This is a genomic window from Arthrobacter antioxidans (genome assembly GCF_023100725.1).
In the GTDB taxonomy this organism is placed as follows: Bacteria; Actinomycetota; Actinomycetes; order Actinomycetales; family Micrococcaceae; genus Arthrobacter_D; species Arthrobacter_D antioxidans.
In genome coordinates this window covers 195190-209872 of sequence record NZ_CP095501.1, presented here as the reverse complement: position 1 = coordinate 209872, position 14683 = coordinate 195190, and the positions used below count along the sequence as shown (strand labels likewise).

Here is a 14683-nt window from a genome sequence, read left to right as displayed (position 1 = left end):
GCACACACCGCACCAGCGGAAGGGAACTCCCATGAAGACCATGACCTGCAAACAGCTCGGCGGCCCCTGCGACCTGGCGCTCCACGGCGACTCCGCGGACGACGTCATCAAGGCCCAGGACCAGCACCTGAAGGACGCCACCACGGCCGGTGACACGGAGCATCAGGCGGCCCACGACGCGATGAAGGGCCGTTGGAAGAATCCGGTCAAGGGCATGGGCTGGTACAACGACACCAAGAAGGCCTTCGCCGCGCTGCCCGAGGGCTGATCCGGCCGACTCCCTGGCGCCGGGACGGCAGAAATGACCGCTGGAAGCGCGTTCCGGCGGTCATTTCCGCCGTCTCGGGCGGGAACGCGGACCCGGAACTCTCGGCGAGCGCCGGCCACCTTTCACCGGAGTGGGCAACTCGAGCATTAGGACACGCCAATGTGACGTTATTTCTTGCGCTTTCACATTAGGACAACCTAACCTAAGCTCGTGCCCCTCAACGACTCCCCCGTCCCGCCAACGCTCACCGTCGCGGGCCTGGGCGTCTCCTACGGCAGCCGGCGGGTCATCGGGTCCGTCTCCTTCGGCCTCGCGCCGGGCACGGTCACCGCGCTCATCGGCCCCAACGGCAGCGGCAAGTCCACCCTCCTGCGCAGCATCGCCCGCCTCCACGCACCCGACACCGGATCGGTCACGCTCGACGACGGCGCGGACGTCCTCGGCCTCTCCCCCAGGGACTTCGCCCGTGCGATCACCCTCCTGGCGCAGAGCCGGCCGGTCCCCGGCGGCCTCACCGTCCGCGAGGTCGTCACGTTCGGCCGCCACCCGCACCGCAGCCGTTGGACGGGCCAGGACGCGGAGGGCCCTGCCGCCGTCGACCGCGCCCTGGAACTCACGCGCACCACCGACCTCGCCGATCGGCCGGTCGCCGCGCTCTCCGGCGGACAGGTGCAGCGCGTCTGGCTCGCCGGCTGCCTGGCGCAGAACACCGGCGTGCTGCTGCTCGACGAACCCACCACCTACCTCGACCTCCGCTACCAGGTGGAGATCCTCGACGTCGTCCGCGACCTCGCCACTCACCACAGCGTGACCGTCGGCGTGGTCCTGCACGACCTCGACCAGGCCGCCGCCATCGCCGACCACGTGGTCCTGCTGGAGGACGGCACCATCATGGCCCAGGGCGCCCCCCTGGAGGTCCTGACCGCCGAGAACCTGTCCCGCGCCTACGGCGTCCGCGTCGACGTGACCGTCACGGACGGCACCGTCCACACCCGCGCCGTCGGGCGCCACAACGCACCCCGCGCGGCCGTCCCCACCCCCTGATCCGCTCCATCCCCCCGCGCCGTCCGCGCACGAACAGAAACGAAGCCGATGACACACCCGAAGATCCTCGCTGCCCTCGCCGCGGTGGCCCTGCTCTCCCTGACCGCGTGCGGCACCACGGAGGAAGCCGCCGGCAGCTCCTCGCCCGAAGAAACTGCGGCCGGCGAGCGCATCACCGTCACCGACGCCCGCGGCCAGGAGGTCACCCTGGACGGACCCGCCGACCGCGTGGTGGCCACCGAGTGGAACGCCGTCGAGAACCTCGTGGCCCTCGGCGTGATGCCGGTGGGCGCCGCGGACGTGGAGGGCTACGCCCAGTGGGTCAGCGCCGAGCCGCTCGACGGTTCCGTCACCGACGTCGGCGTGCGGGGCGAGCCCAGCATCGACACCCTCGTGTCCCTCACGCCCGACGTCGTCATCGTCACCGACCAGCTCGTCGAGGGTGCGATCGAGCAGATCGAGCAGACCGTGCCCGTCGTCGTCGTCCCCGGTGGTGACGCGACCGACAACCTCGGCCAGATGTACGAGAACCTCGACCTGATCGCCACGCTCACGGGCACCGAGGACCAGGCCGCGGACCTCCGGTCCGGCCTCGAGGCGAAGATCACCGACGGCAAGGCAGCCATCGAGGCGGCGGGCGCCGCGGGCGCCCCGGTCGCGTTCTCCGACGCCTACGTCGACGCCGGCAGCGTGTCGATCCGCCCGTTCACCGAAGGATCGCTCGTCGGGAACGTCTTCGCCCGGCTGGGCCTCACCGACGCCTGGGACGTCGAGGGCGACCCCTCCTACGGCCTCGGCCAGACCGACGTCGAGGGCCTCACCGCCCTGCCCGGGGACACCCTGTTCTGGTACATGGCCAACGACGCCTTCGGTGATCCGTACCAGGACGAGCTCGAGGGCAACGCCGTGTGGGAGGGACTGCCGTTCGTCGAATCCGGCGACGTGACGCGCTTCCCCGACGCCCTGTGGACGTTCGGGGGACCCAGCTCCATGGGACAGATCGTGGACGCGGCCGTCGAGGCCGCGCAGGCCGGACAGTAGCGGCGGTGCCGCCGGCAACCCTCACCCGGCCCGCTCCCGCACGCGCCGGGGTCCCCGCCCCGCGTCCGGGAGCGCGGCTCGCCCTTGCCGGCGGCCTCCTCGCGGTGGCCACCGCGGTCCTCGCCCTCGTCCACCTCACGCAGGGCACCTCCAGCGTCGACGCCGCGGACATCCTCGGCCTGCTGGCCGGGAACGACGACGGCACCACGGGCGCCGTCGTCGCCGCGAGCCGCATCCCCCGGCTGGCCGCCGGCATCCTCGTCGGCGCTGCCCTGGGCGCGGCCGGCGCAGTGATGCAGTCCGTGTCACGGAACGCCCTCGCCTCCCCCGACACCCTCGCGGTGAACGCGGGCGCCCACCTCGCCGTCGTCGCCGTCGCGGCGCTCGGCCTGCAGGTGCCGCTGCTCGGCGCGGTGGGGGTGGCGTTCATCGGCGGCCTCGCCGCGGCAGCCCTCGTCCTTGCGCTCTCCGGAGCCGGACAGGCCTCGAGCGTGCGCCTGGTTCTCGCCGGTTCGGCCATCGCCCTGGCGTTCGGCGCCCTCACCAGCGCGCTCCTGCTGCTGTTCTCGCAGGAGACCCGCGGCCTGTTCGCGTGGGGGTCCGGTTCCCTCGGGCAGAGCGGACTGGAGAAGGTCATGCTGCTCGCCCCGCTGGTCGGCGCGAGCCTGCTCCTCCTGCTCGTGAAGTCACGGTCCCTGGACCTGCTGACGCTCGGCGACGACCAGGCGCGCGTCCTCGGGATCGACGTTCGCGGGACGCAGGTCCTCGCCATCGTGCTCGCCGTGCTCCTCTCCGCCGCGGCCGTCACCGTCGCCGGGCCCATCGGTTTCGTCGGGCTCGCCGCGCCCGCCGTCGTGCGCCTCGCCGCGCCCCGCATCGCCGGCTTGCACCGGCACCTCGCGCTGATCCCCGCCGCAGCGCTGATGGGCGTGTTCCTCGTGCTCGGCGCGGACGTGCTGCTGCGGGCGGCGATCGGAGCGGAGAGCGCGGTCGAGGTACCGACGGGCGTCGTCACGACGGTGTTCGGCGCCGTCTTCCTCGTGGCGCTCGCCCACCGGATGCGCTCGGACGGCCCCACCCGGGACGCCGCGCCCGTCTCGCTGCGCACCGTCGGCGCCGCCCGGAGCACCACCGTGCTCGTGGCCCTGACGCTGCTGCTCGCCGCGGCGACCGTCGCCGGCCTGCTGCTCGGCGACGCGAAGCTCCTCCTCGGCGATGTCGCCAACTGGGTGTCCGGCCAGGCCGGGCCGGTGGTCTCGAGCGTGCTGGACACCCGGGCGCCGCGCGTCGGCGCGGCCCTGCTCGCCGGCGCGTCGCTGGCCCTGGCCGGGACCGCGATCCAGGCCGTCACGCGGAATCCCCTCGCCGAACCCGCGATCCTCGGGGTCTCCGGTGGAGCGGGCGTCGGAGCGGTCGTCGTCATCACGGCCGTGCCGCTCGCCGGTTTCTGGAGTGTCAGCGCGGCGGCCGGGGTGGGTGCCGCGGTCGTCTCGCTCATCGTGTTCGGGCTGTCCTTCCGCGGCGGGATGCAGACGGACCGGCTGGTGCTGATCGGCATCGGCGTCTCCGCCGCGGCCACCGCCGTCATCACGCTGCTGATCGTCGCCACCGATCCGTGGAACGAGTCCAAGGCCCTGACCTGGCTGTCCGGCTCGACCTACGGCCGGTCGCTGCAGCACCTCGTGCCCATGGCCGTCGCCCTGCTCGTGGCCGTGCCGGTCATCGCGGCGCTCCACAGGACGCAGGACCTCCTGGCCCTCGACGAGGACACGCCGCGCCTGCTCGGCATCCGGGTCCCGCGGGCACGGCTGGTGCTGCTCTCGGCCGCGGTCCTGCTCACGGCATCCTCCGTCGCGGGCATCGGCGTCATCGGTTTCGTGGGTCTCGTGGCCCCCCACGCCGCGCGGGCCCTGGTGGGTGCGTCGCACCGGCTCATCCTGCCCGCCGCCATGCTCTTGGGGGCACTCCTCGTCTGCCTCGGCGACCTCGTGGGCCGGGCGGCGATCGCCCCGGCGCAGTTGCCGGCGGGACTGCTCACGGCGCTGCTCGGCGCGCCCTACTTCGTCCACCTGCTGTTCCGGAGCCGCCTCAGCCGCTGACCCGGACAGCAATGCGGACCGGAACTGTCCGGCTTTGGGCGCATACGCCTTGTCATCGCGGCACAATCAGCGCATGACTCTTCGCTGGTACTCCACCGTCATCGAATCCACCGACCATCGTGCCCTGGCGCACTGGTGGTCCGCCGCACTGGGCTGGGAGGTGATCTTCGAGGACGACGACGAGGCCGCGGTGGTACCACCGTGGGCCCGCGAGCTCGAGCCCACGCTGGCCTTCGAGCAGGTCCCTCCCGGCCTCGTGTTCGTCCCGGTGAAGCATGAGAAGCAGGGGAAGAACCGCCTGCACCTCGACTTCGCGCCCCGTGCCGGCGAGGACCGCGACGCCGAGATCGAGCGTCTGATCACCCTCGGGGCGCACCGCATCGACATCGGGCAGGGGCCCGATGTCACGTGGGAGGTCCTGGCGGACCCGGACGGCAACGAGTTCTGCGTGCTGTCCTCACGGGAGCACTAGGACGAACGCCGAGAGGGCAGAAATGACCGCCGAAAGCTCAGTTCGGCGGTCATTTCCGGTATTCGGGAGGGCGGGTGGACCCTACAGCTCGATGCGCTCCGTCTCGATGACTTCCTTGCGCACCTGCCCGGAGACCACCTCGTCGTGCGTACGTGCCTCGCGGCTGATGCGGACGCGCTCGATGGGCACCACATCCACCTCGATGCGCGGCTTCTCCTCGTAGAGGACCATCTCGACCACGTCGCCATTGAAGGCGGTCTCCACGGCCGAGTACAGGCGCTCACGCTCGGCCTTGCTGAACGTGCCTGCGCCGTCGTCGTACAGCGGCGCGCCGTCCTGGACCGGCACGCGCTCCACGACGAGCTCCTCGCGACGGATCTGGACGGTCATGGTGACGTCCTCCGTGACCACGCGCTTGACGAGGCGCACGCGCTCCGTCTCCCGGAGTTCGGTGCCCACGCGGAGCTGCTCCTCGGAGCGCGTCATGGACACCTCGTCGTCATCGGCCGAGCCTCCCGCGAAGCCGTCGGGGCGTCCCTCGACGGAATCGGAGCGGTCGGAGCGACCGGCGAAGGCGTCGGCGCGCGAGGAGCGGTCACCGGTCGGCGCGGCTGCCGGGCCGTCGTCGTCCGTCGCGGCGATCAGGCCGTAGTAGCGGAGCAGGTGCTGCTCCTCCTCGGGGCTGAGGTGCCCGTCTTGCGACATCTTGGGGGACTCGTAGACCGTGCCGTGCGGGTACGGGAGGCGCACGTCCTGACCGTCGAGGGTGGCGTCGCGGAGGGGCGCGAAGGATTCCGGGTTGCCGGCCGTGTGGGTCGCCACGGTGACCCAGCTGGGGTCACCGGTCGCGTCGTCGACGTAGAGCTGGCCCATGGGGCCGAGGACGGCTCCATCCTCGCTCAGCACGTTCGCGCCGGCATTCATGGCATCCTTCATCTGTTCAAGCGTGATCATCATGATCCTTTCGAGGGGTTGCTTCCCTTCACCGTAGGGCCCGTCCGGAGCGATAGCAAGCATGCTTATCACTCCGGGTGCACTTCATAATTCGCCGACCCCTCGGCCACCGGCCCAGGCGGTCCTAGACTGTGCCGCATGCAGCTCCGACGGAGAACCCTTCGGGCGGCGCGCGTCTCCGACGAGTCGCATCGCGTCACCACCTTCGAGCTCTTCTTCGACCTGGTGTTCGTGTTCGCGTTCACGCAGGTCACCGGCTTCATGGCCCATGAGCACTCGTTCCCCGGAGTGCTGCAGGGCATGATCATCCTGGGCCTGCTCTGGTGGTCCTGGGTGGCCTTCTCCTGGCTAGGCAACCAGACGCACGTGGACGAGGGCATCATGCGTCTCGGGCTGTCGGTCGTCATGGTCGCCATGTTCATCGCGGCCCTTGCCATCCCGGAAGCCTTCGACGATCTCGAGGGTGGCCTCAGCGGACCGCTCGTCCTCGCGCTGGCGTACTTCGTGGTCCGCCTGATGCACCTGGCGCTCTACCTGTACGCGGCTGTGGGGGACAAACCGCTGCAGCGCCAGGTCCTCAAGCTGTCCGGGGCGATGTTCTCGGGCTGCGCCCTCCTCATCGTGGGCGCCGTGATCGGCGGGACGGCGCAGACCTGGTTCTGGCTGGCGGGGCTCGTCGTGGACATCGCCCTGACCTACCTCGTCTCCGGCGGGGACTGGCGCCTCCCCTCGGCGGCGCACTGGACCGAACGCCACGGCCTGGTGGTCATCCTCGCGCTCGGCGAATCGATCGTCGCCATCGGCGTCGGCGCGTCCCGTGAACCGGTGAGCGTCCCGATCCTCCTCGGCGCGGTGTTCGGGATAGCCCTGTCCGTCTGCCTGTGGTGGCTGCACTTCGACGTCACGGCGATCGCTGCCGAGCACAGGTTCGCGGCGCTGCGGGGTCACGAACGCATCTCGGCCGCCGTCGACGCCTACAGCTACCTGCACCTGCCCCTCGTGGCAGGGATCATCCTCTCCGCGTTCGGGGTGGAGGACGTCCTGGCGCACGTCTACGACACGGAGGACTTCGGCCTGCTCGGCTCGTTCGCGCTCTTCGGCGGGGCCGCCCTGTTCCTCCTCGGCAGCTCGGCCTTCTGGCGCCGCATGTCCGGTTCCTGGAAGAAGCTGCGGCTCGTCGGCGCCGCCGTCCTGCTCCTGCTCATCCCCGTCGCCGCACCACTGGCACCACTGGCGGCCCTCGCCCTGGCGTCCGTGATGACCGCCGTGCTGGTGGTGGCGGAGAGCATGCTGGATGCCGAGGCGAGGGTATCGATCCGGGAATAACAGGCGAACGGCCGGGAGCGCGCCGGGGTTGCGCCGCTAGACGTCGTGCCGGAGGGCATACGCGGAGCTCGGCAGGGAGTCGACGCTCCAGTCGGCGTGGGACGCCGGATGGTCCGCCGGCACATCAGCACCGACGGCCCGCAGGAGATGCCGCACCAGGAGCGCGGCGAGGACGATGACCAGGAGAATCAGCAAAATGTTCATGCATCGATACTGATCCCCCGGTCGGAAGAAAAAGAGTGGCGGAATCGACCCCTAACGCTCAAAAGCTGCCAAACTTGAGGCATGCTCTCCAGGGTCGCCGTGATCGTCCTGCCAGGCCTCGCCGTCTTCGAGTTCGGCGTGGTCTGCGAGGTGTTCGGCGTGGACCGCTCGGCCCTCGGCGTCGGGCTCCCCGCCTTCGACCTCCGCGTCTGCACTCCCGTCCCCGGGATGGTCCGGACGGCGTCGGGCGTGTCCCTGCAGGTCGACGACGACCTCACGGGCGCCGACGACGCCGACCTCGTGATCATGGCTCCCTTCCCGGACGGCACGGCGGTGCCCGGCGCCGTCCTGGACGCCCTCCGGGCCGCGGACCGCCGGGGCGCACGCATCTTCTCGGTCTGCTCGGGGGCGTTCGCCCTCGCCGAGGCCGGGCTCCTGGACGGCCGCTCGGCGACGACGCACTGGAAGTACACCCGGAGCCTGGCCGAGGCCTACCCGGGCACCCGCGTCGACGAGAACGTGCTCTACGTCGAGGACGGCAGCATCCTCACGAGCGCCGGCACGGCGTCGGGGATCGACGCGAGCCTGCACCTCATCCGGCAGGAGTTCGGCCCGAAGGCAGCGACGGCGATCGCCCGCGGCATGGTGGTGCCCCCGCACCGCGACGGCGGCCAGGCGCAGTTCATCGAGCGGCCCATCCCCACGGAGTGCGGCGCCTCCATGGAGGAACTGCTCGTGTGGCTCGAGGACCACCTGGACCAGGACATCTCCGTGGCGACCCTCGCCCGACGCCTGCACATGAGCGAGCGGACCTTCGCCCGGCGCTTCCGCGCGGAGACGGGTACGACGCCGGCCGCCTGGCTCACCGGGCAGCGCCTGCTGCGCGCCCAGTCGCTGCTGGAGGAGACGCGCCTGACCATCGACGCCGTCGCCCGTGCGGCAGGTTTCGGGCAGGCGGTGCTGCTGCGCCACCACTTCCAGAAAGCCCTCGGCGTCAGCCCCGCCGCGTACCGCCGCACCTTCCGGGGATCCGACAAGGGCTGCGACCTCGACCTGCACGAGCTGGAGGAACAGTTCGGCGGGCGGGCCCTCAGCCGGTGACGCCCCCGATGACGAGGAACACGAGCGGCAGGTAGGCCACGGCGGCGACGGTCTGCAGGGTGATCGTCGAGGCCATGAGGCGCGAGTCCCCGCCGAGGGCCCGCGCCATCACGTAGGCCGAGGACGCCGTGGGCAGGGACAGGAAGAGGATCACCGTGGCGGCCGGCGCCCCCGTGAGCCCGAGCAGCAGGCACCCGGCGACGCCGAGGCCGGGCAGCACCACGAACTTGACCGAGGTGGCCAGCGCCACGGCGCCGAGGTTCCTGCCCATGCTGCGGAGCTCGAGCGCCGCGCCCACGCAAAGCAGGCCGAGCGGCAGGGACGCCGTCCCGAGGGTCCGCACGAAGCCGTCGACGCCGGGCGGCAGGCCGACACCGGTGACGTTCAGCAGGATCCCGATCAGGCAGCCGAGGATCAACGGGTTCGTGGCGATGCTGCGGACGGCGCCGCCGACGGTCAGCCGCTCGGCGCCGTAGCGCGCGAAGGCGAGCGTGCAGAGGATGTTCACGAGCGGCACGAGGATGGTGTTGGCGATGGCGGCGAGCGCCACGCCGTCGGACCCGAACAGGGCGAGGGCGATGGAGAGCCCGAGGTAGTTGTTGAACCGGATGCTGCCCTGGAGCACGGAGGTGAAGGCGGGGCCGTCGAGGTCGAGGCGGCGCTGCGCGAGGACGAGTCCGAGCACCGTGAGGAGCACCGACCCGGCGAGAACCGGCGCCATGAGGGCGATCGGCAGTCCGGCGAGATCGGCCGTCGCGGTGCCGCTGATGAACAGTGCGGGCAGCAGGACGAAGTAGCAGAGACGTTCGGCGGGTGGCCAGAAGGCCGGCGCCAGGAAACTGCGCGCCCGGAGGCCGTAGCCGAGGGCGATCAGGCCGATCACCGGGCCGAGCGCAACGAGGGTCTGGGTGATCACCGGGCCGGCAGGACCGCTGCCGAAGGACGCCGGGCGCGCGACAGCCGGGCAGGCAGGGGCGGGGTGGTCACCAGCCCCGCGCCTGGAGCCATGCGGCGGCCAGGGGGCCCCACTGCTCGGCGGCGCCCTGTCCCTCCGCGAGGCCCAGCCCGTGCTCGCCCTCCTCGAAGACGTGCAGGGCGTGCGGCACGGCGTGGGCCACGAGCGCCAGCCCGAGCCGGTAGGCGTGCTCCACGGGGACGTCCTCGTCCGCTGCTGTATGCCAGAGGAAGAATGGCGGCGCGTCCCGGGTGACCAGCCGGTCGAGCGAGGTCGCGGCACGGACCGTCCCCCCGGCGTCGGGCCCGAGCAGTTCGTCCTGCGATCCGCGGTGCGTCGCGAGTTCCATGGACACCACCGGGTAGCCGAGCACCACGGCGTCCACGCGTTCGTCGTCGCGCGCGCTCGGAGCGAGCGCCGCGTGTCCGGCGAGATGGCCGCCGGCCGAGAAGCCGAGCAGCGCCACACGGTCGACGCCGGTGGCGCGGACCCGGCGGATCTCCGCGCGGACGGCGTCGAGCGGCCCGGGGTGGCGGGTCCTCACGGGATAGTCGAAGACGCCGGCGGACAGGCCGAAGGAGCGGAGCCGCTCGGCGACCACCTCGCCCTCGTTGTCGGACAGCATGGTGTAGCCGCCACCGGGCAGCACGATGACGTGGGAAGGCCTCATGCCCTTACCGTACTGGCCGGGGCCGGTGGCGCGGGCACGGTACCTAACCGGTTAATGAAGAAAGCCCCCGGCCATGGGGCCAGGGGCTCGACGCGAACCCGAAGGAGCGGTCAGCCCTCACACTCGGCGCAGTACTTGTCGCCGTTCTTCTCGCGCGCAAGCTGGCTGCGGTGGTGCACCAGGAAACAGGACATGCAGGTGAACTCGTCCTCCTGCTGGGGGATGACCTGGATCAGGAGTTCCTCATGCGAGAGGTCGGCGCCCGGAAGGTCGATGCCTTCGGCGGTCTCACCGTCCTCGACGTCGATCAGCGCGGTCTGCGTGGTTGCGCTGCGCTGAGCCTGAATTGCCTCCAACGACTCGTTGGCCGGCTGGTCTTCCGGACGAACGCGCGGCTCGTCGTAGTCGGTTGCCATTACGGTTGATCTCCTTCTATGGGCGGGAATGACGCCCAGATGCCACTCTCAACCTCGGCAGAGGCGGAAGTATTCCATATACCGGCTGCAATATACCGGTTACGGATGGGACTTTTCTCCATGCATCCCCACCACGTCGATCTGAACTTCGTTGTGACGGAAGACCCCGGGCGTGATAGGCGGATCGAAGCGCGCGTACCGGGGTTCGCCCCGCGGCACGAAGGCTGCCTTCCCTACTGCCGCCAGCAGTCCCTGGAGGTGCCGCTCGAAGGATGCACGGCCTCCGCGGCCGGAGAAGGACACGACGGCGGTGGTGGCCGCGGGCTTCTGTACCACGCGGATGCGGGGGTCGTCGGGGACCGGCGCAGTGGCGAAGGACACATCGACGGGCAGCACGAATGCCACGGTGTGCCCGGTCGGTGCCCGCTGCTGGGTCACCGGGGCCGTCATCGCCAGCTGCTCCGATCCCCCCTCCCCGGCCGGGGTGGACGCCTGCTGCGTCACGGGTGCCGTCATGGCGAGTTTCCGCCGCGACGTGTTCGCACCGAAGATGTACGAGGCGAGCGTCCGGAAGGCGGCATTGCCGGCGCTGTCGAACGCCGTGTCGACATCCAGCTCGGCCACGACATGCGCCGGGTAGGCCCGCAGTTCGAACCCCGGATAGGTGTCGATGAGGGTGTAGGGCTGCTGTTCCGTCATGCCGGGGATGGTACGCCGCGATCCTGACCGTCGGCCGTCGTAGGGTGGGACGCAGCCCTCTTCCCGAATCCTCCAGGAGCGTCCATGGCATCGGCACCCGACCCGATTGGCGTGGTGGGCGCCGGGCCCGTGGACGCCGTCCTCCCGTGAGCCGCACCGCGATCCTCGCCCCGAACGGCGCCCTCGCGGCGGGTCCCATGGCGGCGATCCTCGCGAACCACGCCATCCCGGGGTGCGAGATCGCCGAGCGCGAGGGCCGCTCGCACACCAGGCTCCTCCCCACGCCGGGCGGCCCGCGCCGCATCACGGTCACCATCCGGCCCGACGACGTCGAACTCACCGCGGACACGGACGACGACGACGAGTTCGCGCATCTCGCGCGCACCACGCGCCGCTGGCTGGACCTGGACACGGACACGACCGCCGTCGAGCGCGCGTTCGACGCCGACCCGCTGCTCGGCCCGTTGGTCCGGCGGCGCCCCGGGCTGCGCGCCGTCGGCTACCCCGACGCCTTCGAGGCCGCCGTCATGACCGTCCTCGGCCAGCAGGTCTCCGTCGCCGCGGGCGGCACCTTCGGCGGCAGGCTCGCCGCGGCGTACGGGGAGCCGTCGTCGTGGGGCCTGACGCTGTTCCCGACGCCGCGATCCGTCGCCGACGCACCGCACGAGGAGCTGCGCGCCGCGGTGGGCGTGACCCGCACGCGGGCCGCGACCGTGCAGAACGTGGCCCGCGCCGTCGTCGATGGCCTGACGCTGGACCCGGAGGCCGATCACCCGCGGGTGCGCAGGGAGCTGCTCGCTATCCCCGGGATCGGCCCGTGGTCCGCCGACTATCTGGCGGTGCGGGTCCTGCGCGATCCCGATGCGTTCACGCCGGGCGATCTCGTGGCACGCCGCGCCATGGGGAACCCGAGCATCCGGGACGCCGAGAGGCTGTCGCAGGCCTGGCGCCCCTATCGCGCCTACGCCCTGTTCCATCTCTGGACGGCCGCCACCTACGACGGACCCTAGGACCGGGCCGGCGCCCTCCAGTCGCTGCGCAGCGCGATCTCCAGTTCGAAGCGGATCTTCGGGTCCCGCAGGTCGTCGCCGAACAGTTCGCGCAGCTGCTGGACGCGGTACCCGACCGTCTGGCCGTGGATGCCGAGCTCCTCGGCGATCGGCGCACGCTGCCCCCAGTGCCGCAGCCACGCCAGCAGGGTCTCCTCGAGCTTGACGCGCTGGATGTCCGGCAGCACGGCGAGCGGCGCGAGCCTCCGTCGGGCCAGCTCCCCGATGGCCGAGGGTTCGGCCGCGAGGACCACCTCGGTCATGTGCTCGTCCGCCCAGACCGGCGGCTCCTCCGCACCCTCGCGCGGAGGCAGCATGGAGGCCGCCAGCACGGCCAGCCGCAGCGACTGCGCCACCTGGTCGAGGCCGCCCGCGGGCCCGATGGCCGCGCTCCGCCCGGTGAGCACGCGGTCGAGTTCCGCCCGCTGCCACGGCCCCCGTTCGGGCACCAGGGCGACGGCATCGGTCTCGCGTTCGACGACGATCGCCCCCGTCCCGAGCCGCTGCCGGATCCCCCGGGCACGGTCCAGCGGCAGCGTCACCACGGCCACCTGCGCGGGGACGGCCCAGTCCGCGAGGGACGCCGCCTGCCGGAGCGCGGTCTCGTCCGCCTGCCCGAGCAGCAGCAGCTCCAGCAGTTCGGCACGACGGCGGTCCACGGCCCCGGCACGCTCCGACTGCTCGAAGGCGTAGGCCTCGGCGCTCACGGCGGAGAGCTCGTCGATGTACGCCATGATCGATTCCCCGAGATCCACGACCACGGCTGGGCCGAGGCCCTCCTCCATGGAGCGGCGCGACATCTCACGGAACGTGACGCGGGCGCCCATCCGGTAGGCGCCGAGCAGCGCATCCATGCTGCGACCCTGCCGGAACTCACCGCGGCCCAGGCCCGCCACCAGCTGGCGGCTCTGATCGGACAGCGCAGGCAGGCCGGTGCCCGGCAGCTCGAGGAACCGCTCGAGCGCCGCGGCCACGCCCCGGCGCAGGCCGCGGCCGAAGTTCCCCTCGATGGGCCGGGCGTAGGCCGGGACCAACTGCGGGACCGCCTGGATGATGGCTTCTACGAGATCCGGCGTGAGAGGCCTCAACCGGTCGCTGACCTCCGGAGGAAGGCTGAGCCAGGGCGGCTCCGGCGGAGCGATCTCCAGCGTGCCAGAACTCAAGGAACAACTCCGATCTGTTTCGTCAAGACAATTTTCTCCCTTCAACTCTACGTCACCGGTGCAGAACTTTAGCGGGAGAGGCTATATTGTTGGTTCAATGATTCGGTTTCGAAAGTTGGCGCGTGCAACGGCTGCGCTGACCACCCCACTCACGGCGGAAGACTTCCTGGCGCTCTTCAACCCCGTGTACTCCTCGCGCCAGCTCCGTGGCGTCGTGACGCGTGTGGTGCACGAGACCGACGACTCCGCCACCATCTATTTCCGCCCCGGGCATGGCTGGCACGCGCATCAGGCCGGACAGTGGGCGCGCATCGGCGTCGAGCTCAACGGGGTCCGCCAGTGGCGCTCCTACTCCCTGAGCAATGCCGCAGGACACGATCCCGCCATCACCGTCAAGGATGCCGGTTCGGTGTCGCACGTCCTGGTGCGCGACACCAAGCCGGGCGATGTCCTGTTCCTGGCGCCGCCCCAGGGCGACTTCGTGCTCCCCGAGCACCCGCGCTCCCTGCTCATGCTCACGGCGGGCAGCGGTATCACGCCGGTCATGTCGATGATCCGCACGCTCATCCCGCGCCGGCCGGACGCCAACGTGGTGCTCATCAACTCCAACAGCACCCCCGAGAAGAGCGTGTTCCGCGAGGAGCTGGACGAACTGGCGGACCAGTTCCCCAACCTCACGGTCCGCCACTGGTTCACCAGCGCGCGTGGCCGCCTGCAGTTCACCGCCCAGACCATCGCGGACCTCTGCCCGGACTGGCGCTCACGTGCCGCCTATGCCTGCGGCCCCGAGGGGTTCCTCGACGACGCCGAGGAGCTCTGGGAACGGGAGGCGGCCCTCGAGCAGTCACGGACCGTCCCTGACGTCACCACCGGAGCCGGGACGCAGGGCGTGCGGACCGGCACGCTGACGATCGAGCGGTTCAGCACCGACCTCACGGCGGGCGCCGGGCACGACGGCGGCCTCGTCACCTTCGAGCAGTCCGACCGCGAGGTGGAGGCCGACGGCGACACCCCGCTGCTCGACATCGGCGAGGACGCCGGCGTCCTCATGCCGAGCGGCTGCCGCATGGGCATCTGCCACAGCTGCCTCATCCCGCTCCGCGCCGGCCAGGTGCGCGACCTGCGCACCGGCGAGCTGCACAACACTCCCGGCCAGCTCATCCAGACCTGTGTCTCGGCAGCCGCCGGGCCCGTGAACCTCGACCTGTAACCCCAACGGAGG

The 14683-nt window shown here is 71.3% G+C and carries 16 protein-coding genes; 9 read left to right on the top strand and 7 right to left on the bottom strand.

Annotated features, from left to right (window positions below):
* The first annotated feature begins 31 nt into the window (after positions 1 to 31).
* From MWM45_RS01035 to MWM45_RS01015, 5 genes are all read left to right on the top strand, one after another.
* Entirely contained in the window at positions 32 to 268 is a 237-nt protein-coding gene (locus MWM45_RS01035) for a hypothetical protein (RefSeq protein ID WP_247827748.1), read from the top strand.
* Positions 269 to 478: 210 nt separating this feature from the next.
* Entirely contained in the window at positions 479 to 1312 is an 834-nt protein-coding gene (locus MWM45_RS01030; protein WP_418909713.1) for an ABC transporter ATP-binding protein, read from the top strand.
* Positions 1313 to 1360: 48 nt separating this feature from the next.
* Positions 1361 to 2353, top strand: a complete 993-nt coding sequence (locus MWM45_RS01025) for an ABC transporter substrate-binding protein (protein ID WP_247827747.1) — start codon at positions 1361 to 1363, stop codon at positions 2351 to 2353.
* A gap of 5 nt (positions 2354 to 2358) precedes the next feature.
* Positions 2359 to 4452 carry an iron ABC transporter permease gene (locus MWM45_RS01020; RefSeq protein WP_247827746.1) on the top strand — a complete coding sequence of 698 codons (2094 nt, stop codon included), beginning with the start codon at positions 2359 to 2361 and terminating at the stop codon, positions 4450 to 4452.
* A 73-nt stretch (positions 4453 to 4525) separates the two neighbouring features.
* Entirely contained in the window at positions 4526 to 4924 is a 399-nt protein-coding gene (locus MWM45_RS01015; protein WP_247827745.1) for a VOC family protein, read from the top strand.
* 81 nt (positions 4925 to 5005) lie between these two features.
* Here MWM45_RS01015 and MWM45_RS01010 read toward each other — a convergent pair whose 3' ends face one another.
* Positions 5006 to 5881 carry a YsnF/AvaK domain-containing protein gene (locus tag MWM45_RS01010; RefSeq protein WP_247827744.1) on the bottom strand — a complete coding sequence of 292 codons (876 nt, stop codon included), beginning with the start codon at positions 5879 to 5881 and terminating at the stop codon, positions 5006 to 5008.
* 135 nt (positions 5882 to 6016) lie between these two features.
* Between MWM45_RS01010 and MWM45_RS01005 the strand changes: the two genes are divergently transcribed.
* A complete protein-coding gene (locus MWM45_RS01005) occupies positions 6017 to 7204 on the top strand; it encodes a low temperature requirement protein A (RefSeq protein ID WP_247827743.1) in 1188 nt (395 codons plus the stop codon).
* Positions 7205 to 7240: 36 nt separating this feature from the next.
* Here MWM45_RS01005 and MWM45_RS01000 read toward each other — a convergent pair whose 3' ends face one another.
* Positions 7241 to 7408 (bottom strand): hypothetical protein, encoded by a 168-nt coding sequence (locus MWM45_RS01000; RefSeq protein WP_247827742.1) that lies wholly within the window; start codon positions 7406 to 7408, stop codon positions 7241 to 7243.
* Between the two features lie 81 nt (positions 7409 to 7489).
* Between MWM45_RS01000 and MWM45_RS00995 the strand changes: the two genes are divergently transcribed.
* Positions 7490 to 8509, top strand: a complete 1020-nt coding sequence (locus tag MWM45_RS00995) for a GlxA family transcriptional regulator (protein WP_247827741.1) — start codon at positions 7490 to 7492, stop codon at positions 8507 to 8509.
* On the opposite strand, the gene MWM45_RS00990 is transcribed toward MWM45_RS00995, so the two are convergent.
* From MWM45_RS00990 to MWM45_RS00975, 4 genes are all read right to left on the bottom strand, one after another.
* On the bottom strand, positions 8499 to 9425 hold the full coding sequence (locus tag MWM45_RS00990; protein ID WP_247827740.1) for an AEC family transporter: 927 nt from the start codon (positions 9423 to 9425) through the stop codon (positions 8499 to 8501). The two genes, MWM45_RS00995 and MWM45_RS00990, sit on opposite strands and share 11 nt — an antisense overlap.
* Positions 9426 to 9492: 67 nt before the next feature.
* A complete protein-coding gene (locus MWM45_RS00985) occupies positions 9493 to 10134 on the bottom strand; it encodes an alpha/beta hydrolase (RefSeq protein ID WP_247827739.1) in 642 nt (213 codons plus the stop codon).
* A gap of 110 nt (positions 10135 to 10244) precedes the next feature.
* Positions 10245 to 10550, bottom strand: a complete 306-nt coding sequence (locus MWM45_RS00980; RefSeq protein WP_043442948.1) for a DUF4193 domain-containing protein — start codon at positions 10548 to 10550, stop codon at positions 10245 to 10247.
* 99 nt (positions 10551 to 10649) lie between these two features.
* Positions 10650 to 11249, bottom strand: coding sequence for an SOUL family heme-binding protein (locus tag MWM45_RS00975; RefSeq protein ID WP_247827738.1), 600 nt, complete (start codon positions 11247 to 11249; stop codon positions 10650 to 10652).
* Positions 11250 to 11395: 146 nt separating this feature from the next.
* Between MWM45_RS00975 and MWM45_RS00970 the strand changes: the two genes are divergently transcribed.
* The gene (locus tag MWM45_RS00970) at positions 11396 to 12259 is read left to right on the top strand and encodes a DNA-3-methyladenine glycosylase family protein (RefSeq protein WP_247827737.1); all 864 of its coding nucleotides are present in this window, start codon (positions 11396 to 11398) and stop codon (positions 12257 to 12259) included.
* On the opposite strand, the gene MWM45_RS00965 is transcribed toward MWM45_RS00970, so the two are convergent.
* On the bottom strand, positions 12256 to 13461 hold the full coding sequence (locus MWM45_RS00965) for a PucR family transcriptional regulator (protein ID WP_247827736.1): 1206 nt from the start codon (positions 13459 to 13461) through the stop codon (positions 12256 to 12258). The two genes, MWM45_RS00970 and MWM45_RS00965, sit on opposite strands and share 4 nt — an antisense overlap.
* Positions 13462 to 13558: 97 nt before the next feature.
* Here MWM45_RS00965 and MWM45_RS00960 point away from each other — a divergent pair, with 97 nt between their 5' ends.
* Positions 13559 to 14671 (top strand): ferredoxin reductase, encoded by a 1113-nt coding sequence (locus tag MWM45_RS00960; protein WP_247827735.1) that lies wholly within the window; start codon positions 13559 to 13561, stop codon positions 14669 to 14671.
* The last annotated feature ends 12 nt before the right edge of the window (positions 14672 to 14683 follow it).